General features: G+C 74.3%; 24 protein-coding genes and 1 tRNA gene. 14 read left to right on the top strand and 11 right to left on the bottom strand.

Annotated features, from left to right (window positions below):
• Positions 1–41: 41 nt before the first annotated feature.
• Positions 42–1,199 carry a hypothetical protein gene (locus BIV57_RS12730; protein ID WP_071656870.1) on the bottom strand — a complete coding sequence of 386 codons (1,158 nt, stop codon included), beginning with the start codon at positions 1,197–1,199 and terminating at the stop codon, positions 42–44.
• 61 nt (positions 1,200–1,260) lie between these two features.
• Here BIV57_RS12730 and BIV57_RS12725 point away from each other — a divergent pair, with 61 nt between their 5' ends.
• Positions 1,261–2,034: an HAD family hydrolase gene (locus BIV57_RS12725; protein ID WP_071656869.1), complete on the top strand. Its 774-nt coding sequence runs from the start codon at positions 1,261–1,263 to the stop codon at positions 2,032–2,034.
• Here BIV57_RS12725 and BIV57_RS12720 read toward each other — a convergent pair.
• The 3 genes from BIV57_RS12720 to BIV57_RS12710 all read right to left on the bottom strand — a co-directional run bounded on the left by BIV57_RS12720 (position 2,023) and on the right by BIV57_RS12710 (position 3,802).
• On the bottom strand, positions 2,023–2,550 hold the full coding sequence (locus tag BIV57_RS12720; protein ID WP_071656868.1) for a GNAT family N-acetyltransferase: 528 nt from the start codon (positions 2,548–2,550) through the stop codon (positions 2,023–2,025). The two genes, BIV57_RS12725 and BIV57_RS12720, sit on opposite strands and share 12 nt — an antisense overlap.
• Before the next feature lie 141 nt (positions 2,551–2,691).
• Complete coding sequence (locus tag BIV57_RS12715) at positions 2,692–3,225, bottom strand: alkyl hydroperoxide reductase (RefSeq protein WP_071656867.1); 534 nt, start codon at positions 3,223–3,225, stop codon at positions 2,692–2,694.
• A 19-nt stretch (positions 3,226–3,244) separates the two neighbouring features.
• Positions 3,245–3,802, bottom strand: a complete 558-nt coding sequence (locus BIV57_RS12710) for a peroxiredoxin (RefSeq protein ID WP_071656917.1) — start codon at positions 3,800–3,802, stop codon at positions 3,245–3,247.
• Between the two features lie 190 nt (positions 3,803–3,992).
• Between BIV57_RS12710 and BIV57_RS12705 the strand changes: the two genes are divergently transcribed.
• The 3 genes from BIV57_RS12705 (at position 3,993) to BIV57_RS12695 (ending at position 7,406) form a co-directional block, all read left to right on the top strand.
• Entirely contained in the window at positions 3,993–4,910 is a 918-nt protein-coding gene (locus tag BIV57_RS12705) for a LysR substrate-binding domain-containing protein (RefSeq protein WP_071656866.1), read from the top strand.
• 111 nt (positions 4,911–5,021) lie between these two features.
• The gene (locus BIV57_RS12700) at positions 5,022–5,648 is read left to right on the top strand and encodes an SRPBCC domain-containing protein (RefSeq protein ID WP_079170274.1); all 627 of its coding nucleotides are present in this window, start codon (positions 5,022–5,024) and stop codon (positions 5,646–5,648) included.
• 207 nt (positions 5,649–5,855) lie between these two features.
• Entirely contained in the window at positions 5,856–7,406 is a 1,551-nt protein-coding gene (locus BIV57_RS12695; protein WP_071656864.1) for a methionine--tRNA ligase, read from the top strand.
• Here BIV57_RS12695 and BIV57_RS12690 read toward each other — a convergent pair.
• On the bottom strand, positions 7,369–7,782 hold the full coding sequence (locus tag BIV57_RS12690; protein ID WP_245797615.1) for a universal stress protein: 414 nt from the start codon (positions 7,780–7,782) through the stop codon (positions 7,369–7,371). The genes BIV57_RS12695 and BIV57_RS12690 overlap by 38 nt on opposite strands.
• Before the next feature lie 231 nt (positions 7,783–8,013).
• Positions 8,014–8,448, bottom strand: a complete 435-nt coding sequence (locus BIV57_RS12685) for a pilus assembly protein CpaE (protein ID WP_071656863.1) — start codon at positions 8,446–8,448, stop codon at positions 8,014–8,016.
• Between the two features lie 346 nt (positions 8,449–8,794).
• On the opposite strand from BIV57_RS12685, the gene BIV57_RS12680 reads away from it, so the two are divergent.
• The 3 genes from BIV57_RS12680 to BIV57_RS12670 all read left to right on the top strand — a co-directional run bounded on the left by BIV57_RS12680 (position 8,795) and on the right by BIV57_RS12670 (position 11,908).
• Complete coding sequence (locus BIV57_RS12680) at positions 8,795–9,772, top strand: serine protein kinase RIO (protein ID WP_071656862.1); 978 nt, start codon at positions 8,795–8,797, stop codon at positions 9,770–9,772.
• 32 nt (positions 9,773–9,804) lie between these two features.
• Positions 9,805–10,581: a class I SAM-dependent methyltransferase gene (locus BIV57_RS12675; protein WP_071656861.1), complete on the top strand. Its 777-nt coding sequence runs from the start codon at positions 9,805–9,807 to the stop codon at positions 10,579–10,581.
• Positions 10,582–10,672: 91 nt separating this feature from the next.
• Positions 10,673–11,908 (top strand): alpha/beta hydrolase family protein, encoded by a 1,236-nt coding sequence (locus BIV57_RS12670; protein ID WP_079170272.1) that lies wholly within the window; start codon positions 10,673–10,675, stop codon positions 11,906–11,908.
• A gap of 80 nt (positions 11,909–11,988) precedes the next feature.
• Here the strand turns inward: BIV57_RS12670 and BIV57_RS12665 are convergent, their stop codons facing one another.
• The gene (locus tag BIV57_RS12665) at positions 11,989–13,458 is read right to left on the bottom strand and encodes a hypothetical protein (protein ID WP_079170271.1); all 1,470 of its coding nucleotides are present in this window, start codon (positions 13,456–13,458) and stop codon (positions 11,989–11,991) included.
• Positions 13,459–13,649: 191 nt separating this feature from the next.
• Between BIV57_RS12665 and thyX the strand changes: the two genes are divergently transcribed.
• Positions 13,650–14,342 carry an FAD-dependent thymidylate synthase gene (gene thyX, locus BIV57_RS12660; protein ID WP_245797623.1) on the top strand — a complete coding sequence of 231 codons (693 nt, stop codon included), beginning with the start codon at positions 13,650–13,652 and terminating at the stop codon, positions 14,340–14,342.
• Here the strand turns inward: thyX and BIV57_RS12655 are convergent.
• Positions 14,314–15,447: a helix-turn-helix transcriptional regulator gene (locus tag BIV57_RS12655; protein ID WP_071656858.1), complete on the bottom strand. Its 1,134-nt coding sequence runs from the start codon at positions 15,445–15,447 to the stop codon at positions 14,314–14,316. The genes thyX and BIV57_RS12655 overlap by 29 nt on opposite strands.
• 74 nt (positions 15,448–15,521) lie before the next feature.
• On the opposite strand from BIV57_RS12655, the gene BIV57_RS12650 reads away from it, so the two are divergent.
• Positions 15,522–15,950: a hypothetical protein gene (locus BIV57_RS12650; protein ID WP_079170269.1), complete on the top strand. Its 429-nt coding sequence runs from the start codon at positions 15,522–15,524 to the stop codon at positions 15,948–15,950.
• Here the strand turns inward: BIV57_RS12650 and BIV57_RS12645 are convergent.
• The gene (locus BIV57_RS12645; RefSeq protein WP_071656857.1) at positions 15,917–16,762 is read right to left on the bottom strand and encodes an NAD(P)H-binding protein; all 846 of its coding nucleotides are present in this window, start codon (positions 16,760–16,762) and stop codon (positions 15,917–15,919) included. The genes BIV57_RS12650 and BIV57_RS12645 overlap by 34 nt on opposite strands.
• A gap of 87 nt (positions 16,763–16,849) precedes the next feature.
• Here BIV57_RS12645 and BIV57_RS12640 point away from each other — a divergent pair, with 87 nt between their 5' ends.
• The gene (locus BIV57_RS12640; RefSeq protein ID WP_071656856.1) at positions 16,850–17,266 is read left to right on the top strand and encodes a winged helix-turn-helix transcriptional regulator; all 417 of its coding nucleotides are present in this window, start codon (positions 16,850–16,852) and stop codon (positions 17,264–17,266) included.
• Positions 17,267–17,275: 9 nt separating this feature from the next.
• Here BIV57_RS12640 and BIV57_RS12635 read toward each other — a convergent pair whose 3' ends face one another.
• Positions 17,276–17,740, bottom strand: coding sequence for a flavodoxin family protein (locus BIV57_RS12635; protein ID WP_071656855.1), 465 nt, complete (start codon positions 17,738–17,740; stop codon positions 17,276–17,278).
• Between the two features lie 298 nt (positions 17,741–18,038).
• Between BIV57_RS12635 and BIV57_RS12630 the strand changes: the two genes are divergently transcribed.
• From BIV57_RS12630 to BIV57_RS12615, 4 genes are all read left to right on the top strand, one after another.
• Positions 18,039–20,081 (top strand): TerD family protein, encoded by a 2,043-nt coding sequence (locus BIV57_RS12630; RefSeq protein WP_071656854.1) that lies wholly within the window; start codon positions 18,039–18,041, stop codon positions 20,079–20,081.
• 245 nt (positions 20,082–20,326) lie between these two features.
• Entirely contained in the window at positions 20,327–20,611 is a 285-nt protein-coding gene (locus BIV57_RS25155; protein ID WP_071656853.1) for a hypothetical protein, read from the top strand.
• Between the two features lie 25 nt (positions 20,612–20,636).
• Positions 20,637–21,437, top strand: a complete 801-nt coding sequence (locus BIV57_RS12620) for an alpha/beta fold hydrolase (RefSeq protein WP_175548742.1) — start codon at positions 20,637–20,639, stop codon at positions 21,435–21,437.
• Between the two features lie 200 nt (positions 21,438–21,637).
• Positions 21,638–23,098 carry a hypothetical protein gene (locus BIV57_RS12615; protein WP_071656851.1) on the top strand — a complete coding sequence of 487 codons (1,461 nt, stop codon included), beginning with the start codon at positions 21,638–21,640 and terminating at the stop codon, positions 23,096–23,098.
• Between the two features lie 594 nt (positions 23,099–23,692).
• Here the strand turns inward: BIV57_RS12615 and BIV57_RS12610 are convergent.
• Positions 23,693–23,765: transfer RNA gene (locus BIV57_RS12610), tRNA-Arg, on the bottom strand.
• Positions 23,766–23,888: the final 123 nt, after the last annotated feature.

Below are 23,888 nucleotides of genomic sequence, written 5' to 3'. Positions count from 1 at the left end.
GCCGGGAGTCGCGGCGACGCGGAGGGCCGCCGGACGGGGCCCTACTGGCCGTAGGGGGCGTCGGGTTCGTCCGGGGGGGCGGTGTGGGCGCCGGTGCCGGGGCCGGCGGCGAGGCCGGTGGCGGCGACCCGGGGGTCGGCGCGCTGCGCGTCCTCGTCCGCCGGGTCGGCCCAGCTCACCCGGAGCTGCCAGTCCGCGATCGGCACCATCGGGCCGGTGCCGTCGTCTAGGCGGGCCACCACCTGGGCGAGCAGCGCGCCCTCGCCGATCCGCCCCGGCACCGCCTCGAACTGCAGCAGGTACTCGCGGGTCTCGGCGCCCCAGGCGCCCGTGCCGTAGCAGAGGCTCAGCCCGGACTGCTCGGCCTTGACCTGCGTCAACCGCTCGACGGTGGGCGCCACCTGACGGGCCCTCGCCAGCCGCGCGTCGGCCCGGGTGCGGACCTCCAGGACGATGTCGCCGAGGGTGCGGCCCATCGCGTCGGCGAGCGTCGCCGCCATCTCGCGGGCCAGCCGGTCGCGTCCCACCGGGTCGTCGACGATGTCGACGGTGCCGCTCAGCGCGGCGGCCACCGCGCGCAGCTCCACCGGCCGCCAGCCGCGGCCCACCCCGCGGGCGTCGCAGGCGAACCGGCCCCGCCAGGTGTCCAGCGCGGACGCCAGTTCGCCCGGACCGCCGCGGTCGGCGGAGGCGGAGACCAGCAGGGCGTGCCGCAGCGGGTTGGGGTGCTCGGCGAGCAGCCGGCCGGCGAGGTCGACCCAGCCGCCCAGCCGGGCCCCGCCGGCGCCGCTGCCGATCGGCACGGCTTCGATCGCCGCGGCGGCCTCGGCGAGGGTCGTCTCGTCGGCGACGGCGAGCCGCGGCGGGGCGTCCGCCTCCTTGGCCGGCTCCGGGTAGAGGACGCGGGCCTCGTCCGTCCCGGCCACCAGCGCGAACGCGGTGCCCGGACGGAGCGTGCCGAGGGCGGCGCGCGCCCCGGAGCGCAGCGCGTCCGGCCACCCGGGCTGGGCGGCCATCGCCTCGGTGACGTCCAGGACGATCACCTCGGCGCGGGGCTGCGGGGCCGCGGCGGCGGGCGCCGGGTCGCGGGTGACGGCGAGGACCGCCATCACCTCGGCGGTGCCGCCGTTGGCGACGGCGGGGACCAGCTGGTTGTAGTGCCCCTCGAGGGCCAGGCCGTGCCCGGATGTACTGCCCATGACCACCAACCTTAGTGTGGGCGTTCGGTCGGGAGCGCAGTGCGGGGAGAGGAGAGCTTCGGTGGGCAGGGACACGGTCGCGGTGCTGTTCGACGTCGACGACACGCTCTTCGACTACGGGGGCGCCGAGCGGGACGCCATCGCGGCGCACCTGCGGGACGAGGGTCTGGCCGGTGCCTTCCCCTCGGCGGAGGCGGCCGCGGAGCTGTGGCATGCGGTGATGCAGCGCCAGTATGCGCGGTTCCTCGCCGGTGAGCTGACCTTCCCCGGCCAGCAGGCGGCCCGCGCCCGCGAGTTCGCGGCCGCGGCCGGGCGGCCGCTCGGGGACGAGGCCGCGGCCGCGGCGTGGTTCGGCCGCTACCACGTGCACTACCGGGCCTGCTGGCGGGCGTTTCCGGACGCGGCGCCCGCGCTGGCCGCGCTGCGCGGGGCGGGGGTGCGGCTCGGCGTCGTCTCCAACTCCTCGGCGGCGGCGCAGCGCCCCAAGCTGGCCCGGCTGGGGCTGGACGGCTACCTCGCGGACGGACCGCTGGTCTGCGCGGGCGAGTTCGGCGCGGCCAAGCCGGACCCGTCGATCTTCCTGGCCGCCTGCGCGGAGCTGGGCCTGCCGCCGGAGCGGGTGGCGTATGTGGGCGACCGCCGCGACCTGGACGCGGAGGCCGCCGCGGCGGCGGGCCTCACCGGGGTGTGGCTGGACCGCGCCGGGTCGGGCGGCGACGCCGGCACCGGCTCCGGCTTCGACGACGACTCCGACGACGGCATCCTCACCGTGACGTCCCTCGCCGAACTCGCCGGCCTCCTGCGGGCGGGCCCGGGCGACGCCTCACGCCGCTGACGCCGCGTCGTCCTCCTCCAGGGAGAGCTGCATCTGGAGGGTGTCCAGCCACACCCCGTTCTTGCAGCCCACCCGGTGCAGCCGCCCCGCGTCCCGGAACCCGAAGCGCTCGTGCAGCCGCACCGAGGAGGGGTCGCCGTGGTCGGCGATCACCGCGATGATCTCTCGGCGCCCGGCCGCCGCCACCCCGGCGACCAGCGCTTCCAGCAGCAGCCGGCCCAGCCCCCGGCCGCCCGCGCCGGGCCGCAGGTAGATGCTGTCCTCCACGGTGTGCCAGTAGGCGGCCTTCGGCCGGTACTGCGCCGCGTACGCGTACCCCAGCACCTCGCCGCCGTCCTCGGCGACCAGGAACGGCAGCCCCTCGCGGACGGCGATCAGCGCGTGCTTCTCCCGCCAGGCCTCGACGGTGGGCGGCTCCAGGTCGAAGGTGGCGCCGCTGTGCCGCACGTAGTGGGCGTAGATCTCCGCGACGGACGCCAGGTCGTCGGCGGTGGCGGGACGGATCTGCACCGTCATCGGGTCTCCCTCACGGCTCGCGGTCTTCGGGCCGGACGCGAAGCGGCCCGCCCCCGAGCCGCTGCTCGGGGACGGGCCGCCGTCGGCCTGCTTCGATGCGGACCACCTTAATGCCCGCGCCGGACCGGCCGCCGCACCGTCTCAGCCGTTGATCGCCGCCTCGCCGTCCAGCACCGCGCCGACGGCGTTGAGCACCGCGGCGATCTTGTAGGCGGCCTGGACGGTCTCCCGGTCCGCGCCCGCCTGGCGGAGCACCTTCTCGTGCGAGTCCAGGCACATCCCGCAGCCGTTGACGGCGGAGACGGCCAGGCACCACAGCTCGAAGTCGGCCTTCTCCACGCCGGGGTTGCCGATGACGTTCATCCGCAGCCCGGCGCGCAGCTTGCCGTACTCGTCGTCGCTGAGCAGATGCACCGTCCGGTAGTAGACGTTGTTCATCTGCATGATCGCGTGGGCGGCCTTGGCCGCCTCGAAGGCCTCGGCGCTCAGGTGCGTCTTGGCCTCCGGCTCCAGCTCCCGGATGACGCGGGCGCTGCGCGAGGCGTGCGCGCAGGCCAGCACCGTCCCCCAGAGCTGCTGCTCGGGGAGGTCGGAGTTGCCGATCACGGAGCCGAGGTTGAGCTTCAGGTCCTTGGCGTAGGCCGGGAGGGCCGCCTTCAGTTCGTCGAGTGCCATGCTCGCTCCAGCCTCCCGCTCACTCGCCCGCGAGCAGCTTGACCGGGTCGAGCGTCTCGTCGCCCTTGCTCCAGTTGCACGGGCACAGCTCGTCGGTCTGCAGCGCGTCCAGGACCCGCAGGACCTCCTTGGGGTTACGGCCGACGGAGCCGGCGGTCACCATGGAGAACTGGATCTCGTTGCTGGGGTCGACGATGAAGACGGCGCGCTGCGCGAAGCCGTCCTCGCCCTCGACGCCGAGCGCGCGCATCAGGTCGTGCTTGGAGTCGGCGAGCATCGGGAAGGGCAGCTCGGCGAGGTCCGCGTGGTCCTTGCGCCAGGCGTGGTGGACGAACTCCGAGTCGCCGGAGGCGCCCAGGACCTGCGCGTCGCGGTCGGCGAACTCCTCGTTGAGCTTCCCGAAGGCGGCGATCTCGGTGGGGCAGACGAAGGTGAAGTCCTTCGGCCAGAAGAAGACGACCTTCCAGGACGAGGCGTAGTCCTCCGAGGAGTACTCCTTGAGCTCGAGCTTGTCGGTCGAGGGACCCTCGACGCCCATCAGCTTCCACGCGGGGAACTGGTCTCCGACGGTCAGCATGGTGACTCCTCCCTGGAACGGCCCGGCGGCGATCACCGGGCTCGGGGATCATGATGCACAGCGCGGCGCTGATCGCGGAAATAGCCGAACGGCCCTTCCGGCGATAGGAACCACCGATCAATTGCGGTGGCCTCTTGACCATCGACCCGCTGGTGGGAGGCCGGTCGGAGGCCATTGATACGGTTCGGCTATGAGTGGTGGGGAGCGGCGCGGGGCGCCCACGGTGGTGCAGCTGCGGGCGTTCCTGGGGATCGCCGAGCACCTGCATTTCCGCGACGCGGCGGCCGGGCTGGGGATGAGCCAGCCCGCACTCTCCGGGGCGATCGCCGCACTGGAGGAGAACCTCGGCACCCGGCTGGTGGAGCGCACCACCCGGCGGGTGCTGCTCACCCCGGACGGCGAGCGGCTGGTGGGGCGGGCGCGGCGGGTGGTGGACGCGATGGACGACCTGGTCGCCGCCGCGCGGGAGCCGTTCACCGGGCCGCTGCGGCTCGGCGTCATCCCCACCGTCGCGCCGTACACGCTGCCGGCGGCGCTGCGGGTGCTGCGGCGGGAACACCCGGGGCTGGAGCTGTTCGTCCACGAGGAGCAGACCGCGCAGGCCCTCGACGGGCTCGGCGACGGGCGGCTCGACCTGCTGCTGCTGGCGCTGCCGGCGGCGCGCGCGGGGATGGTGGAACTGCCGCTCTTCGAGGAGGACTTCGTCCTGCTGGTGCCGGAGGCACACGCGTTGGCGGGGCGGCGCACGGTGCGCGCGGAGGAGGTGCCGGAGGAGGAGCTGCTGCTCCTCGACGAGGGGCACTGCCTGCGCGACCAGGCGCTGGAGGTGTGCCGGGGGCGCGCGGCGGCGACGCGCGCGGCGGGGCTGCCCACGCTGGTGCAGCTGGTCGCGGCGGGGCTCGGGGTGACGCTGCTGCCGCGCACCTCGGTGGAGGTGGAGACGGGGAAGGGGACGGGCCTGCGCACCGTGGAGTTCGCCGGGCCGCGCCCCTCCCGCACCATCGGCCTCGTCCTCCGCCAGGGCACCCCCCGCAGCCAGGAGTTCCACACCCTCGCCCAATCCATCCGCACTGCCCTCCCCACCCTCCCCGTCCGCCCGACGCCGTAGCCGCGCAGCAAGCGCGGCGGGGCTGCGGGGCAGCGGGGCCTGCGCCGCCCCGACGCCGCGGGTGCGGTGTGCCGCCTTGCCCGGGGGGCGGGGAGCGTTGAGCATCGAGCCATGATGTGGGATCGGGTACGGCAGCGGGACGCGGAGCGGTTGCGGGAGGACAGCGGGGCCGTGGAGGCCGCGTCCGGGGGCGCGCGGGTGCTGCGGTTCGTGCGCCACCACAAGGTCGCCGCGGAGCGGGTGTGGGCCGCGGTGGCCACCGAGGCGGGCCTCGCCTCCTGGCTCGCCGACGCCCGGCTCGACCTGCGGCCCGGCGGCCCCGTCGAGCTGCGCTCCGCCGTCCCGAACGCCGCCGGGGAGCATCCCGTCACGCACGGCCGCACCGCCGCCTGCGAGCGGCCCCGGCTGGTGGAGTACGACACCGCCGCGCTGGGCCGGCTCCGCTTCGAGCTCGCCTCGCTCCGCGGCGGGGACGGCGACGGCGGCTCGGCCACCCGGCTGGAGTTCTCCGCCGCCCTGCTGGTCCCCGGCGACGCCGCCGCCGCCGAGCACCTGCTGCGCACCCGGCTCGCCGACTGGCACCTCCATCTGGACCTGCTCGGCGAGGCCCTCGCCGGACGCCCCTTCGACTGGTCGCGCTGGACCGCGGAGGGCCTCCCCCGCTGGGACGAGCGGTTCGCCTTCTACACCAGCGAGCGCGCCTCGGAGTCCTCCCCCGGCGCGGCCCAGCTCGGCTGACGCGCCGTCCGAAAAGGCGTTGCCGCCGCCCGCCCGCGCACGGCACGCTGGTGCCATGAGCACAGGCGACCACCAGCGCAGCATGATGCCCCGCACCCGGGGCATCCGCTGAGGCGCGTCGCCGCGCCGCACGACCGAGCCCCCGGAGGGGGCCACTCGGAGTGACGCGGGCGCCCTCGCCGGGACATCCGACGAAGGGCACCCGCCATGGCCGACAGCTACCTCACCACCACCATCCCGTACGTCAACGCCCGCCCCCATCTGGGCCACGCCCTGGAGCTGGTGCAGGCCGACGCGCTCGCCCGCCGGCTGCGGGCCCGCGGCCGCGCCGCCCGCACCCAGTCCGGCACCGACGACCACGCGCTGAAGAACGTCCGGGCCGCGGCCGCCGCGGGCGTCCCCGTCCGGGAGTTCGTGGACGAGAACGCCGCCGCCTTCGAGCAGCTGGGCCCGCAGCTCGCCGCGCGCCCGGACGCCTTCCTGCGCACCTCCGCCGACCCGCGCCACCCCGCCGCGGTCGCCGCGCTGTGGCGGGCCTGCGCCGCCTCCGGCGACCTGTACCGGCAGGGCTACCGGGCCCGCTACTGCGCCGGCTGCGAGCAGTTCTACGACGAGCGGGAGCTGGAGGCCGGCGCCCGCTGCCCCGAGCACGGCACCGTCGCCGACTGGGTCGAGGAGGAGAACTGGTTCTTCCGGCTCTCCCGCTACCGGGCGCCGCTGCGCCGGCTGATCACCGACGGCGCGCTGCGCATCGAGCCGGCCGCGCGCCGCAACGAGGTGCTCGCCCTGATCGACGGCGGGCTGCGGGACTTCTCCGTCTCCCGCTCCCGCCGCCGCGCCACCGGCCCGGACGGCGCACTGTGGGGCGTGCCGGTGCCGGACGACCCCGACCAGGTCGTCTACGTCTGGTTCGACGCCCTCGTCAACTACCTCACCGGGCTGGGCTATCCCGACCCGGAGGGCGCCGCGCGCTGGCGGGCACTGGAGCGCCGGGTGCACCTCGCCGGCAAGGGCGTAGTGCGCTTCCACGCGGTGTACTGGCCGGCGATGCTGCTGTCGGCGGGGCTGCCCGCGCCCACCGACGTCCTGGTGCACGACTATCTGACCGTCGACGGGGCGAAGATCAGCAAGTCGGCGGGGACCGCCGCGCTCGCCGATCCGGCCGCGCTCGCCGCCGAGTTCGGCGCGGACGCGGTGCGCTGGTGGCTGCTGTCGGAGGTGCCGCGCTCGGGGGACGTGGACTTCACCCCGGAGCGGCTCGCGGCCCGCACGGACACCGATCTCGCCAACGGCATCGGCAACCTGGTCAACCGGACGGTGGCGATGCTCCACCGCTACCGCGGCGGCGACCCGGCCGCGGCCGCCGCTGCCGCCGCGCCGGACGCGGCCCTGGCGGCGGCGCTGGACGCCGTCACGCTCGCCGTCGACGCCGCGTTCGACGGCTACGACCTTCGGCGCGGCTCGGCCGCGGTACGCGCGCTCGCCGAGGAGGGCAACCGCTTCGTGGACCGCGCCCGCCCCTGGGAGGCGGCTCGCGAGGGTGCGGCGCGCGCCGCGGAGCTGGACGGGGCCCTGGGCGCGCTGCTGCTGACGTGCCGCCGGCTCGCCGAGGAGCTGGTGCCCTTCACCCCCGGCCTCGCCGCCGCGCTCGCCGCGCAGCTCGCCGAGGGGCCGGACGGCCGGCTGCCGGAGCCGCGCCCGCTGGTGCGCCGCATCCAGCTCAAGGGACGACCGTCACCGGCCAGCGCCCCGTCCTGACCAGGCGCAGCGTCAGCGAGGAGGCGCCCAGCGCGGTGCCGACCACGCGGCGCTGGGCCTGCGTCGAGGAGCCGACGTACACCCCGTCGGCGCGCAGCTCGTCGGCGATCCGGCAGATCTCGGTGTACGGATCGCCGCGCTCGACGCGGAACTCCCAGTTGTGGAAGCCCAGTCGGCGCGCGCCGGCGCGGATCTCGGCGATCAGCTGCTCGGCGAGCTCGCCGGAGGCCTGCTCGTAGCCGGCCACGGCGACCGCCGTGGTCGGCCAGCGGGGCGCCAGCGGGCGGACGTAGACGGCGACGATGCGGGCCCGCTGGCGGCGGGCCATCCCGCCGGCGTAGGCGGCGGCGCGCATCGAGGAGTCCGAGCCGTCCATGCCGACCACCAGGATGCGCGGACCGTCGGTGCCGAGCTCGAACCCGGCGCGGAGCGGATCGCCCTGCGGCTCGTCCGGCCCGCTCGGCCCACTAGGCCCGCTCGGCCCTCCCGCTCGTCCCGGTCCTCGCGGCCCTCTCTGCCCCTTCGGATCGGCGGGTTCGGCGGGTTCTGCTGGTTCTGCTGGTTCGTCGCCGCCGCCCGGCGGCCTCCCTCTCGGCACCCGCGCATCCTAAAGGCCAGTTGGCGACGGGTGTGAGGGGTCGTCACCGGTGATCAGGAAATAGAGCGCGGCGGCGTAGGCGGCCTCCGGGTCGGCGCCGGCGAACGCATGCGGGCTGCCGTTGACGCGCAGCGTGACGGCGTAGCCGTCGCCGTCCCGGGCCAGCAGGCGGAACGTTCCGCCGAGCAGGTCGCGCAGCTGGTCCTCACGGGGCAGCCACAGCGCGTCCTCCTTCTCCAGGCTGTCCAGGGCCCACTCCACGGTGCCGTTGAAGCCGATCACGGTGGAGTCGTCCGGCATCCGGTGCAGGTCGACGGTCATGTTGCTGATGACGAAGACGTCGTCGTCCATGCCCCGGTCGGGGATGACGAAGCGGTCGCCGGGCGCGGGGTTCCAGGCCAGTCCGGCCCGGCGGAGCCGCTCCGCGGTACGAAGATCGAGCACGCCTCCACCCTGCGGGAGGCGCGGCGGCCCGCGCAAGGGCCGCGCCGCTCGATCGCGGAGAACGGCGCCCCCGGACCGGGTGCCCCTGGGCGGGCCGAGCCGCGTCCGGGAAAAACCTGTTGCGCCCCCGCGGGCACGTCCTCCAATCTGGGCGCGGTTCCTGATGTGCCGGTGGCGAACGCTCCGGCAGCAACGAGGGGAGGTGCGCCGAATGGTCGCCGCGACGACGCGGCGCGCTTCCGCATGCGCGCCAGACGCCTTCCCTCGTAACCCGCCCGCTGCCTGAGCACGCGCCGCGTTCGCCGGCGCTGTCGAGGCGCGGGGCACTCACCAGGAGTCCACACCCGTGGCCAAGCACGGCAACCCGCGCAACACCGAGGACGCCGAGTCCTTCACCCGTATCCACACCCGCGAGCACCGCGACCGGCGCAGCGCCGACGACGCCGCGGCGCTCGACGACGCCTTCGCCGCCTACGCGGCCACCAACTGGCCCGGCCTCGCCGGCGAGACCCAGGACGACGACCCGCAGCAGCTGCCGCCCGGCATGCGCTGGACCACCTGGGACAGCTCCACCCCGCTGGAGCGCGGCCCCAAGCCCCGCCCCGACTGGGTGATCACCGAACTCGCCGCCCAGGACACCGAGTACGGGGTGCTGAAGACCGGCAAGGAGGCGGACGTCCACCTGATCGAGCGCGCCGTCCCCGACACCGACCGCCGCACCCTGATGGCGGCCAAGCGCTACCGCGACACCAAGCACCGCATGTTCCACCGCGACTCCGGCTACCTGGAGGGGCGGCGCGGCCGCGACTCCCGCGTCAGCCGGGCCGTCTCCAAGCGCAGCGCCTTCGGCATGCAGGCGATCGCCGGACAGTGGGCGGCCGCCGAGTTCGACGCGCTCTGCCGGCTGTGGCGGGCGGGGGCGGCCGTCCCCTACCCGGTGCAGATCGTCGGCACCGAGATCCTGATGGAGTTCATCGGCGAGGAGGACGGCACCGCCTCCCTGCGCCTCGCCCAGCTGCGGCCCGATCCGGAGCTGCTGGAGGACCTCTGGGAGCAGCTCATCGAGGCGATGTCGCTGCTGGCGAGGGAGGGTTGGGCGCACGGCGACCTGTCGGCGTACAACCTGCTGGTGCAGGGCGGCCGCCGACTGGTGATGATCGACGTGCCGCAGGTGATCGATGTGGTGGCCAATCCGCGCGGGCTCTCCTTCCTGGAACGGGACGTGCGCAACGTGGGCCGCTGGTTCAGCAGCCACGGGCTCCCCGAGGAGCGCGTCGAGCAGCTGATGGCGCGGGTGGCGCAGGACGCGGGGCTGGCTCGCTGAGCCCCGGCGGGGCGTCTGCGAGGATCGCTTCCATGTCCACACCTCGCGCACGCGGTTTCGCAGAACTGATCGAGGAGGCTTCCTCGGTGTCGGTCGACGGCTGGGACTTCTCCTGGCTGGACGGGCGCGCCACCGAGGAGCGCCCGCCGTGGGGCTACGCCCGCGCCATGGGGCGCCGGCTGGCCCGCGCCACCGGCGGGCTCGATCTGCAGACCGGCGGCGGCGAGGTGCTCGACCGGGCCCCGGTGCTGCCGCCGCTGATGGCGGCGACCGAGGGCTGGCCGCCCAACGTCGCCCGGGCGCAGCGGCGGCTCGGGCCGCGCGGGGTCGTGGTGGTGGCGCACGGCGACGAGCCGCCGCTGCCGTTCGCGGACGGCACCTTCGACCTCGTCACCTCGCGCCACCCGGTGCGGCCGTGGTGGGAGGAGATCACCCGGGTGCTGCGGCCGGGCGGCACCTACTTCGCCCAGCACGTGGGGCCGTCGAGCGTCTTCGAGCTGGTGGAGTACTTCCTCGGCCCGCTGGACGAGGAGGTGCGGCGCGCCCGCGACCCGGAGCGCGAGGCGGCCGGGGCTCGGGAGGCCGGGCTGGTGGTGGACGAGCTGCGCACGGCGCGCACTCGCATCGAGTTCCTGGACGTGGGGGCGGTGGTCTACTTCCTGCGGAAGGTGATCTGGATGGTGCCGGGCTTCACCGTGGAGAAGTATCGGGAGCGACTGCGGGAGCTGCATGAACTGATCGCGGCGGAGGGGCCGTTCGTCGCCCACTCTACGAGGCACCTGGTGGTGGCACATCGGCCGAACGCCTGAGCCGGGCGGCGGGCGCTTCGGCCGTTCGGCCGATCCGGCTCCGGCCGAACGGCCGATCCGGGGGCTCGCGGCGCGGCCGTAGCGTCACGCCATGACCTCATCCCACGCACCGTCAGGAACTCGTGACACGGCGTCAACCCGCCGAGGACGCCGCCGGTTCGGGCTGGTCGCGGCGGCCGCGTCGCTGCTGCTCCCGCTCGCGATGACGGCCACGGCCGCGGCGGCGACGCCGTCCGCGCAGCCGTCCGCCGGCGCCGCCGTCCAGGTGCCCGTGCTGCCCCGGCCCACCGGCCACGACGCGGTCGGCCGGATCACCGCCGAGATGACCGACGCCCACCGCACCGATCCCTGGGTGCCCTCCGCCGGGCCCCGCAAGCTGATGGTCTCGCTCTTCTACCCGGCCCGCCGCGGCACCGGCTCCGGCCCCGCGCCGTACATGACGACGGCCGAGGCCCGCGACTTCCTCGCCGACAAGGCACCGAGCGCCGTCCCGTTCGCGCCCGAGATGGCCGCCACCCGCGAGTGGGCCCGCGCCGACGCCGTCCCGTCCGGCGGCCGCCACCCGCTGGTGCTGCTCTCCCCCGGCTTCACCTTCCCGCGGGCCACCCTCACCTCCCTCTCGGAGGATCTGGCCAGCCACGGCTACGTCGTCGCCCTGGTCGGCGCCACCTACGAGGACACCGGCACCACCTTCCCCGACGGCACCACCCTCACCTGCGCCATCTGCGACCAGCCGCCGGCCGGCGGGGTCGCGGCGATCGCCCGCAGCCGGGCGAAGGACATCTCCTTCGTCGTCGACCAGCTGACGCACCGCCCGGCCTCCGGGGACGCCCCGCTGGCCCGGGTCGAGAAGTCCATCGACGCCAAGCGCATCGGGATGGCCGGCCACTCCATCGGCGGCGACGCCACCGCCGCGGCCATGGCGCACGACCAGCGCATTCGCGCCGGCGTCAATCTGGACGGCACCTTCTTCTACCAGGTGCCGAAGACCGGGCTCGGCAACCGCCCGTTCCTGATGATCAATCATGTGATGCCGGGCGTCACCGACAAGACCTGGACGAAGGCCTGGTCCCGCCTCACCGGCTACAAGCGCTGGTTCGCCGTCGACGGGGCCGACCACGGCTCCTTCACCGACATCCACGTCCTCGCCGACGCGGCCGGCATCACCGGCGCCCCGGGGATGACGGCGACGATCTCCGCCTCCCGGGGCATAGCGATCACCCGGGCGTATGTGCGGGCGTTCTTCGACCACACCCTGGAGGGCAGGCCCGAGCCCCTGCTGAACGGCTCCTCCCCGGCCTATCCGGAGGTGAGCCCCCAGCCCTGAGCCCGGGCCCGGGCCCGCGTCCGCGTCCGTGCCGGCGCCCGACCCTCCTTCGGATTCCGCGCGGTTCGGCGGCTACCGGCTCACTTCGCGGCGAGCCGGTAGAGCGCCGCCCCGCCCGGCGGGAGGTGGACGTCGAGATGGGCGGCGCCCGCCTTCGGCAGCCAGGACGCGGCGACCGCATCGAAGCGGGAGACGGTCGCGACCGCCGCCGGCTTCAGCCGCACTCGCGCGGTAGCCGGCGCGGAGTGCGAGCGGTTGGCAACCAGCAGCGTACGGTCGTCGCTCAAGGAGGCCCCCACGGCGGCGAAGCGGCCGAGGACGACGGCGTCCCCGCTCACCTCGGCGAGCAGGTCGTCCGGGGCAAAGGCGATCGCCCCGGCCGGCAGCGGGTTGTCGTTGGCGTGCACGACGGACTCGCTGACCAGCGGCTTGAGTTGGCCGCCCGCCGGCGCCAGCCAGCCGGTGTTGAGCCGCTTGGCCGCGTCGTAGAGGGCGGTCCGCTCACCCGCCACGGTGATCAGCGCCTGCGCGGGGACGAAGCCGCTGCCGCGGCTGGGGTCGGGCGTCCAGTAGGTGAAGTACTGGATGCCCTTGGCCCCGTAGGCGAGGCTGATGTTGACCTGCCAGGCCAGCTCGGCGGCGGTGGGCAGCCGGTGCCCGGCGTACTGCACCGACTGGAGGTAGATCCACGCCGGGATGCCGGAGCGCAGCGACGCCTGCCGCATGATCGCCCAGTTCTGGAAGTACTGCGGGTCGTCGGTGCCGTCGGCGTTGAGCGGATAGCGGTCGTAGCTGAGCACCGACGGGCGGACGGTGTCCACGGCCTGCTGGATGTAGGTGGTGTAGGTGGCGGCGTCCATCCCGGCGGTGCCCCAGGCGCCCCAGGGCTGACCGATGCGACGGAAGTTGATGTAGGGCAGGGCGGTCGGCGCCGCCTGCCGGCAGAGGGCGACCAGCGCCGCCAGGGTGGTGAAGCGGTCGGCGGCGGGCTCGTCGGCGAGGTCCAGCCCGGCGAAGGAGGAGTAGCCCTTGTAGGTGGAGAGGACGGCGGCCAGCGAGGTCGCCGCGTCCTGCGGGCTGATCTGCGGGTGGTTGCCGCTGGGGTCGCCCTGGATCCAGAAGTTGCCGGCCAGGGCGGCCTCCAGCGGGTCCCCGGAGACCAGCACCTTCAGCCCGGTCTGCTGGGCCGCGGCGAGGGAGTAGCGGATCCCGGTGGCGTCCCAGACGTAGTTGCCGTTGAGGATGAAGGTGAAGCCGGCGTCGGCGATCTCCTGGTAGCGGGCGGTGCTGATCTGCAGCGGGGGCGGCGGCCAGAACACGCCGATCGGGAACTGGCTGCCCCCGGTGAGGGGAAGGTCGGCGGGGTCGACGGGATCGGCGGCGGGAAGGTCGACGGGGCGGGCGGCGGCATCGGCGGGCGTCGCGGCACGGGCGGACGACGGGGCGGCGACGGAGGCCGCGGCCCCTGCCAGCCCCGCGCCGGCCGCCATCGCGGCCAGCATCGACCGGCGGCCCAACTGGGCACGTGGCGAGGCACTCTCCTGAGGCATCACGCCAGGGAAGGTACTGGCGGAACCGCATGTGCCACCAGAGGCCGGCACCGTCCCGCTGTCGGCACCGTCCCGTATCGGCACCGTCCCGCTGTCGGTGCCGCCTGCTTCACTCGTCCACCGTGACCGATCTTCAGGAGCCGCCGCCGGCCTCGCCGACCCCGCCGACCGAGGTCCGCTTCCGCACCGACATGACCGTCGAGCTGATCAAGCACTCCGCCTCCGACGCGGACGTCCTGTTCGCCGCCCGGGTCTCCACCGCCGGAGAGGAGTCCCGGGCGGAGCTGGAGCGCGATCCGCAGCGCTCCGCCGGGCTGATCAACTACCTGCTGCGCGACCGGCACGGCAGCCCGTTCGAGCACACCTCGATGACGTTCCTGGTCTCGGCGCCGCTGTTCGTGTTCCGCGAGTTCCAGCGGCACCGGATCGGCTGGTCCTACAACGAGGAGAGCGGCCGGTACCGGGAGCTGCAACCGGTCTTCTACCTCCCCGCCGCCGACCGGCGGCTGGTGCAGCGCGGCCGCCCCGGCCACTACGAGTTCACCGCGGGCACCGAGGCCCAGCACCGGCTCGTCGACGCGACGCTGCGGCGGTCCTGCACCGACGCGCACGCCGCCTACCGGTCGCTGCTGGAGGCCGGGGTGGCGCGGGAGGTGGCCCGGGCCGTGCTGCCCACCGCGCTCTACTCCTCGATGTACGCCACCTGCAACGCCCGCTCGCTGATGCACTTCCTCTCGTTGCGCACCCAGGACGAGCGGGCGGCGGTGCCGTCCTTCCCGCAGCGGGAGATCGAGATGGTCGCGGAGGCGATGGAGGCGCAGTGGGCGGCGCTGATGCCGCTCACCCACGCCGCCTTCAACGCGCATGGCCGGACGGCTCCCTGACGGGCCGTCCCGGAGCGGCGCCGCCCGCCTGGACGCCAGCGCGGCCTCCCGCTCCCGCGTAGAGGTCGGCCAGCGCCGCGGCCTCCGCGGCGATCCGCTCCCGCAGCGCCTCCGGCTCAAGCACCTCGGCGCCCGCCCCCAGCCGCAGCAGATCGGGGACGGCCCGCTCCCAGGTCTCCACCGGCAGGGTGACGGTGGTCCGTCCCGCGGCGTCGGGCGCGGTCGCCGTCTCCCGGGCGGCGCGGGCGGCGGCCGGCTCCAGCAGCTCCGCCAGCCGCTCCAGCAGCCCGGGCGCCAGCCGGACGACGGCGCTGGCGCGCAGGCGCCGCCGCTCGAAGCCGTCCAGATGGGCGCGCCAGTGCGCGGCGAGGTCGAAGCCGGCGGGGCGCTCGAAGGTCTCCTCGAAGGTGTGCAGCCCGGCGATCCGCGACACCCGAAACGTCCGCGCCTCCCTCTGCGCCGCCTTTCCCGGCGCCCCCTTCCCCTCCGCCCCCTGCCCGCCCGCCGCCTGCCCCTCCGCCGCCTGCCCGCCCGGTGCCTGACGCGCCACCAGGTACCAGTGCCCGCCCTTGAGGACCAGCCCCAGTGGCTCCAGCGTCCGGTCCACGCGCCGCGGCTCGGCCCAGCGCAGATAGCGGATCCGCACCCGGCGCGCCCCCCACACCGCGGCGGCGAGGCCTTGCAGGTGCGGGGCGGGCTCCTGGTCCTGGTACCAGCCGGCCGGGTCGAGGTGGAAGTGGTCGGCCAACCGCTCCGGCCGGTCCCGCAGCTCGGCGGGGAGCGCGGTGAGCAGCTTCAGCCGGGCCGCGGTGACGGGCCCGTCCAGCCCCAGGTCGGCGGCGGCGCCGGGCAGGCCGGTGAGGAAGAGCGCCTCCGCCTCGCCGGCGGTGAACCCGTTGAGCCGGGTGCGGAACCCCTCCAGCAGCCGGAACCCGCCGCCGTGCCCCGGCTCTGCGTAGATCGGCACGCCCGAGGAGGAGAGCGCGTCGACATCCCGGTAGACGGTGCGCACCGACACCTCCAGCGCATCCGCGATCTGTTGGGCCGTCATCCGCTCCCGGGTCTGCAGCATCAGCAGGATGGACACCAGTCGGCTCGCCTTCATGCCCCGAGGATGCGCCGGGATTCCTGCCATCCACTGACACAAGGCGTCAACGAAGCGCCCCTACCGTCCCGGCCATGAGCACTGAGCAGCTGGACACCGAGGAAGCATTCCGCCCCGTCCCCGAGATCGAACTGGACGTCCCCGACCTGGTCGACCGCTACACCGCGGTCTGGAACGAGCCCGACGCGGAGCGGCGGCGCGCCGCGATCGCCGCGCTCTGGTCGGCGGACGCCGCCGAGGTGGTCGAGGAGCACCAGTGGCACGGCCGCGCCGCGCTGGAGGAGCGCGTCGCGGAGGCGTACCGCACCCTGATCGCCGGCGACGGCCTCACCGCCGACCACGCCGGCGACGTCCTCGCCCACCACGACCTGGTGGTCTTCACCATCCGGCTGCTCGACGCCGCCGGCACCGTCACCTGGTCGGCCCGCGCGGTCCTCCACCTGGGCGAGGACGGCCTGATCCGCCGCGACTACCACTTCACGGTGCCGACGGCCTCGCGGTAGACCTCCAGCGCGGACCGCGGCGGGTGCGGCAGCAGCTCCGGCAGCGCGTTGCCGTCCACCCCGCCGCCGTCCAGGAAGCCTCCGGCGATCGCGGAGTAGGTGCTGAGCAGCATCGGCACCTGGAAGGGCAGCATCGTGCCGGAGCCGGCCACCGCGGCGCGGGTGGCCTCCAGCCCGGCGGGACGGTAGTCCGTCCCCAGGGCGGCGGCCAGTTCGGCACCGCCCAGCGGCGCGGTCCCGACCAGCTCGTGGACGCGTCCGGCGTGCGGGGCCGGGTCCGCGGCGACCCGCGCCGCCGCCTCGGCGAGGTCGCGGCGGGCGACGGCGGCGAGCCGGCCGTCGCCCAGCGGGGCGACGACGGTGCCGTCCGGGGCGGGGGCGGCGATCGACGCCAGGAACTCGGCGTACAGGCCGTTGCGCAGGATCGTCCAGGTCAGCCCGCTGCCGCGGAGCCGGCGTTCGGTCCAGCGGTGCGCGAGGGCGTAGGTGAGGTGGTCGCCGTCCCCGCTGACGCTGGTGTAGACGACATGGCCGACGCCGGCCTCCGCCGCGGCGTCGATCGCGGCGCCGTGCCGGGCCATGACGACGTCGTCCTCGGCGGCGCCGGCGGATATCAGCAGCAGCGTGTCGACGCCGGCGAACGCGTCGACGAGGCCGGCCGGATCGTCGAAGTCGACGCGCCGTCCGAGGGCGTCCTCGGCGGGCTTGCGGCTGCCGAGCAGGTAGTCGCGGCCGGCGGCGAGGCCGAGGGCGGCGAGCTCCTCGGCGACGAGTCCGCCGAGGGCTCCGGACGCACCGGTGACGAGGATCATGGGGGCTCCTTCCAGGGTGTTTAGCCGCGCGAAGTGCGCTGCTGCCATCCTGGAGCGGCACGGTGGATCGCATAAGGAGGCACATCGATGTCGGCAGGGCACACGGATGTGACCGAGGAGCAGGAGCTGGTGTGCGACACCCCGCCGGACGAGTGCGGGGTCCGGGATCTGGTGGACCGCATCGGCGGCAAGTGGTCCGCCTACGTCCTGGTCGAACTCGCCGCCGGAATGCGCCGCTTCAAGGAGCTGCAGCGCGCCATCCCCGGCGGCGTCTCCCAGCGGATGCTCACCCTGACGGTGCGCCACCTGGAGCGCGACGGCCTCCTGACGCGCACCGTCCGCCCCACGGTTCCGCCGCAGGTCGAGTACGAGCTCACCGAAATGGGCCGCGACTGCACCACCCTGATCCGCGCCCTCGCCGACTGGGAGGTCGCCCACCGCCCCGCCATCACCGCCCACCGCGCCGCCTTCGACGCCGCCAACCCCGGCTTCACCGGCCGCTGACGCCGGAGCTCAACCCCTGTCCTCCCGCACCGCCTTGAGCCGCTCGGCGTAGGCGCGGGCCGCGGCGAGGTCGTCCGGGCCGGGGCGGTTGCGGCGGATGCCGCCGACCAGCTTGAACGGCAGCCAGGTGTCGAAGCCGCGGCAGGCGAACGTCTCGCCCACCGCGAAGCCCTTCCGCTCCAGCCCCCGCACCAGCGGCGTCAGCCGCGGCCCGGGCAGCCCGCTGGTGGCGAACGCGAACGCCTGCCGCCCGGCCCCGTCCGCCGCCAGGTCGCCGACGAACCGTCGCATCTCGGGGTGGATCCGACGGTTGAAGATCCCCGACCCGAATCCCACCAGGTCGTACCCGGCCAGCTCCCCGGCCCCCACCTCGCCGGGCGCCACCACGTCCGCCCCCAGCACCGCCCCCATCTCCTCCGCCACCCGCCGGGTGTTGCCGTGCGAGACCGACGTGCACACGATGATCGCCTTCATGACCGCCCCTTCCAGGATTGCCCGACTGCCTGCCCCCCTACGGACACCTCCTGCCCCACCGACCGTGACACCTCCCGGATGTGACGCCGGTCACCCTCGATACAACCTCGCGGCCCCCGGGCGGATCTGACGCTGCGCCAGATCCATCGCCGCATACTCGTTGCACAGCCCACGGGGTGGCGTCGATTGCGCATACAGTGACGCATATGCGACGCGTTGTACCGCGTCGGGGGATGGCAGCCGAGACAGACACGCTTTCGTGTCCGAGTTGCATCATTTTGGGGGCATCGTGCAGCACATGAGCAAGGGATCCAATGCGGCCCTGTCGGCCCTGAGCGAGAACTGCGGGGCGGTGATCGTCAGTTTGGGGTGGGGGAGCCCGACAGGCGAAGGCGACGCGGACGTCTCCGTTCTCCTGCTGGGCGCGGACGGCAAGGTCCGCAGCGACACCGACTTCTACTTCTACAACAACCCGGCCGCCGCGGACGGAAGCGTGCACCTGCTGGGCAATACGCCGACGGCGGAGGGGAGCGAGGACCGCATCAGCCTCGACCTGGCCGCGGTTCCGGACGAGGTCGACCGCATCGTCGTGGCCGCCAGCCGCTACGAGGGCGCGCGGTTCAGCGAGCTGGACGGCGTCCGGATATCGCTGGCCGACAGCGCGGGCGAGGATCTCCTCGACTTCACCGTCGACGACGTCGACACGGTCAGCGCCATCATCTTCGGCGAGCTCTACCGGCGCGCCGGAGAGTGGAAGTTCCGGGCCGTCGGCCAGGGCTACGCGTCCGGCCTCGCCGGTCTGGCAACGGACTTCGGCGTCGACATCGAGGACGACGCGGCATCCGCGGATGCGCAGGACGTCCAGGACGAACCCGCGGTCGAGATCGCCGCGGTCCGTGACGGCGAGCCGGCCGCGGCGTCCGGGGCGTCCGCGGCGTCCGGGGCGGACGAGACGGCCGAGACGGACGAGGCCCGTGCGCCGCGGAAGGCCGCCGCCCGGCCCCGCACCGCGAAGAAGAAGGTCACCCTGCCGGCGGCGGCCAAGAAGAGCCTGGCGGAGAACGACTCCTGGAGAGCGGCCCGCCTCTTCCCCGTGTCGGCACTCAAGAGCGACCACGACCGCGAGATGCGGGCCACGTCGGTGCTGCTCTCGGTGATGGCCCAAGTGCCCGAGTTCGGCCGGAGGATCACCGTCGCGTTCGGCGCACCGGCCGGCACCATGGAGACGTTCGCCGAGGTCACGCTCCCGCACAGCGACAAGCCGCGGCGCCCCGACGGGGTGATCCGCGTCGAGCGGGCCGGAAAGCTGTGGACGGCGCTGCTGGAGACGAAGACCAACGGAAACGCCCTGCGGACCGAACAGGTGCAGGCGTACATGGACATCGCGGCACGCCGCGGCTACGAGGCCGTGATCACGCTGTCCAACGACGTCGCCCTGGAAGGCAGCCCGCTCGTCGACGTCAGGGTCGACGGACGCCGCAAGCAGAAGGCGGCCCTCTGGCACCTCTCCTGGGCGGAGGTCGCGCACCAGGCGCAGATGCTGATCCGCCACGAGGGCGTCGGGAACGGCGCGCACGCATGGCTCCTCCAGGAGCTGCTGCACTACCTCCAGCACGAGAACTCCGGCTGCCACGGCTTCCAGAACATGGGCCGGTCGTGGGTACCCGTGCGCAACGGGATCGACGACGAGACGCTGTGCCAGGGCGACCCGCGGGCGCTCCAGGTCGTCGAGAGCTGGGAGCGGCTGACCCGTCAGGTGTCCCTCGGGCTCGGCGGCGAGCTGGGCAAGAAGGTCCTCCCGGCGCAGCGCAGCAGGCGCGGAGTGGATCCCGCGGCCCGACGGAGCCGCCTCGCCGATCAGCTCTGCCTCACCGGCCAGCTGCAGGCGGAGCTGCGCATCGAGGATGCGCCCGGCCTCCTGGCGGTCACCGCGGACCTCCGCACCGGACGGCTCCGCACCTCCATCGAGGTCCCGACCCCGGAGCAGGGCTATCCGCTGGCCTGGGCGAAGCGGCTCATCCGCTGCCTGGCCGAGGCTCCGGCGGACCTGCACATCGAGACGCTCGTCGAGGGTCGCGGCGGCGGACCCCGAAGCACGCTGGAACGCCTCCGGCCCGAGCCCGCCGACCTGCTGCCCAAGGACGGCGCCCGCATCTCCGGCTTCCGCCTGTCGCTGTTCAAGGGCATGGGAAGCAGCCGCGGCAACGCCGAGACCGGCTTCATACGGAGCGTCAACGACGCGGTCCACCGCTTCCACTCCACCGTCGTGGTGCCGCTGGACCGCGCGGCACCCCGGCGCGCGCCCGCCGGTGGGAAGTCCGCACCGACGTTGACCGCCTGAGGCTGCGTCACCCACCGCCCTCGCCGCACCCACCGCCCACCGCCCTCGCGGCGCATGCCGACGGGGGACCGCGGCGACCTGGGCCTTCACTCGCGCAGCAACCACCCACGGGGAGGCTACGGGACACCTCTGACATTGCTTCGCCGGAAGCCTCGAACATAAATTCGAACACGTGGCAACATGGGCCTCATGGAAGACCGTTGGCCGCAGCAGACCGGCACCGACACACGAACGGAAGCGGCGACATGACAGACACTCACACGTGCGGGGAACACGGCACGCTGGCGTCGGGGCTGATCCATGCGGCGACCGCGCTGCGGCTGGCGCAGATCGACCTCGAGCGACGCGGGATGAACCTGGAGCGGCACACCGCGCGCGACGTCATCGCCATGGTGAGCGACCTGCGGGCGGTGGCCGCCGCCCATGCCACCGACGACCAGTCCTACCTGGTGGCCGCGAGAGCCGGGCGCCGGCATGCGGCGTCCCGCTCCCCCCGCGGCGGCCGCGAGTGCGGACCGTCCCCGTCCTGAGCCCGCTGCCGCTAGGGTGCGCACCGTGGCCACCGACGTCGTCCTTCGCATCGACGGCCGCCGTGTGCACTGCCGCCGCTGGGGACCGCCGGGCCGCCATCCCCTGCTGCTGGTGCACGGCTACCCCGGGCACACCCGCATCTGGGACCGGTTCGCGGCGGAGATGCGCGGGCGCCACTCCGTCGTCGCGGTCGACCTGGCCGGCCACGGCGAGTCCGACTGGGCGGACGACTACTGCTTCGACGGCTGGGTCGCCGACCTCCACGCGGTGGCGACGGCCCTGGAGTTGCCGCCGTTCACCTTCCTCGGGCACTCCATGGGGGCGACGCTCGGCTTCTGCTTCACCGAGGCGCACCCGGAGATGCTCGATCGGCTGGTCGCCGTCGACGGACTGCCCGCCGGGGCGTGGGAGCCGACGACGCCCAACGCCGGCGCGCTTCCCCCGGGATTCGCCGACCTCCACGCGTTCGCGCGATGCGTCGGCGTCGACCCGGCGGATCTGACGCCGGACCACCCCCACCGCCACCTGGTCCGACCGGGCGCCGACGGGGGCCTGGTCTGGCGCCACGACCTGGCCGTCCGGGACGCGGTGCTGCGCGAACTCCGCTTCGACACGGTCCGCTGGCACCGCACCGCCGCCCGGATCCGCACCCCCGTCACCTACCTCCGCTGCGGACTGACCCACGTCGGCGACCACCGGCAGACCGCGGCCGTCCTCCGCCACTTCCCGACCTGCGACCTCGTCACCATCCCCGACTCCGAGCACTCCCTACCCACCCGCCGCCCGGACCTCCTCCTCGCCGCGGTGCGCCGCATCGGCCTCTGAGCGGCGCCGCGGCGGGCCGAGGCCCGCAGGCTGTACCGAAGCGCGCCGGACGCCGGCTTCAGCGCCGGAAACATCTGAGGTTCCGTCAACATCACGTGCCCGACGGGTTACACGGATGGTCGGGTCTGCGCACACTGCGGTTCAACCGGGACTGCCAAGGTGCCGGAGACATCGGAGCACACCGAGGGGACGGAGACGCCATGGCGGTACGTCAGAGGTGGGGCAAGCGGTCGGCAGCCCGGCTGAGGGCGGTGCTCGCGGCCGGCGCGCTGGTGGCGGCCTGCGCCGGCGGCCTGGGCGCGGCCGCCCCGGCGGACGCCGCCGCGGGCGCCGCCGCGCACGGCGGCGGCCACGCGGTCACCGTGGCGCGCGGCGGGCCCGCCCGCACCGTCCCGTTCCGCGCCGACCGCACCGGCGAGGCGCTGCTCACCCTCACCGCCGCCGCGCCCGGCACCGACTGGGGCACCAAGGGCGCCGAGTCAGCGGTGGTCTCGATCTACCTCGACGGCCGCTACGCCACCGACCTGGTCGTCCCCGGCGCGCAGCCGCTCACCCGCAGCCTCGCGCTGGGGCACGTCACCCGCGGCACCCACCACCTGCGGCTGGCGCTCGCCGCGGACCGCTCGCCCGCCGGCGCCCGCACGGCGCGGCTCTCCGGCCTCGCGGTGGACGTCCGCCCGGAGACCGGCGACACCGGCATCGTGCTGCGCAACGCGCCCGTGCTGTACGGACGGAACGTCCCCGCGCTCGGCAGCGCGTTCCAGTCGGCGACCACCGACACCCCGCTGCTGATGTGGCACGAGTTCCTGCCCGCCACCACGCCAGGCCACCGGATCCTGCAGTACTCGGTGATCTGGAGCAACGAGGACGGCGGCACCGACTCCCCCGCCCTGATGTCCCGTTGGGGACGCACCACCGACATCGAGTGGGTCTACCGGGTGGAGATCGACGCCGCCGGCAACCGGGTCCCGGACACCGGCGTGTACCAGGCGGCCAACCACCAGACCCTCGCCTACGCGGGGTCCTACGAGAACGGCGACCGTCCGCGGCTGGAGACCTGCACCTCCAACAACAACATGTGCGACGCGATCGACGACCCGATGCGGTTCGCGCTCTCGCCGCTGCAGGACCTGCCGAGCGGCCAGCCGCGCGAGCACATGATGGACGTCAACCCGTGGACGTATCCGGTGATGGCGAAGGAGATGTCCCGCGAGGGGAAGATCGAGTCGCCCGCCGATCCGTCCACCCCAGCACTGAGCGACCAGCGCGACTACCTGTGGATCGCGGTCACCCACACCGCCTCCCCGACGGCCGACACCGGCAACGTGGGACTGACGGTCACGGTGCGGCTGCGCGGGGACGCCACCGTCTACCGCTCCGACCACGGCGTCGCCACCTCGGCGGTGAACCGCGACGGCGCGGCCGCCACCACCGTCGAACTCCCGCCGGGCACCACCCAGGCCGACCTCGCCGAGATCGACGTCCAGCGCACCCCCCTCACCGAATCCGCCGCCACCCTCGACGTCACCGCCGCCACCCGGGCCTTCTTCCTGGGCACCGACGACCTCCCCACCCCGTCCTTCCTCTCCTGGACCGGCGCCCTCCACCTCACCCCCGAGCAGCCCACCGCGGTCCTGTGGAAGGCCCCGGACGCCCCGTAGCCTGAAGCACAGCGAGCCGCCCTTGAAGACGCAGAGGGGTCTTTAACCTCCTCCTCGCCAGCAAGGGCGGCTCGGTAGCCGTCAACGCCGCCGCCGACGCCCCAAAGACCGCCCGACCTCCGCCAGAGCCCGGAGGATTGCGGGGCGATCACGCGGGTTCGTTCCCGAGAGGGACCTGAGAGCGATCGTGGTGAACGCGACCAGGTGTCCGACGGTCGTAACGCCGACAACCCAAACCACATTCGTCCAATCCATCCGGTCCTCCAGGGTTTGCCGTGGACGTCCTCGGCCAGGAGCGCCCCCGTGGTCCCTCGGCCAGGCCCGTCCGTCACCGCAAACCCAGAGTCGGTGAACGTGCGAATGGTGGTTCACCACTACTGACGTAACAGCGCGTCAGGAGGTTCCCGAGGCGTGTACTTCCTCAATCTCCGACACACCAGCACCGGCCTCACCACTGCAAGCGGGGTATCCGCCCGGGTGCCGAAAGCCGCAGGTCCCGGCCCGGACAACAAGCACCGGAAGCGCACAATCCGAAGGCCCGGACCACCCGGTTCACCCCGGTCGGTCTGGGCCTTCGGTGCGTCTCGCGCACTGTGCCCCCGGGCAGATTCGAACTGCCGACACCCGCTTTAGGAGAGCGGTGCTCTATCCCCTGAGCTACGGAGGCGGGGGTCGCCGTGGGGCGACCGCGCCCAGACTACCGGGTTCGCGGAGCGGTTGTGGAACGGGTTGCGTGCGGCGCGATCACTCGGGGGTGTGGATCCGGTGGGGGTGGGGAGGGGCAGGTGGG

Origin of the sequence: Mangrovactinospora gilvigrisea, from assembly GCF_001879105.1 — a bacterium.
Lineage (GTDB): Bacteria > Actinomycetota > Actinomycetes > Streptomycetales > Streptomycetaceae > Mangrovactinospora > Mangrovactinospora gilvigrisea.
This window is presented reverse-complemented; position numbering and strand designations above follow the sequence as displayed.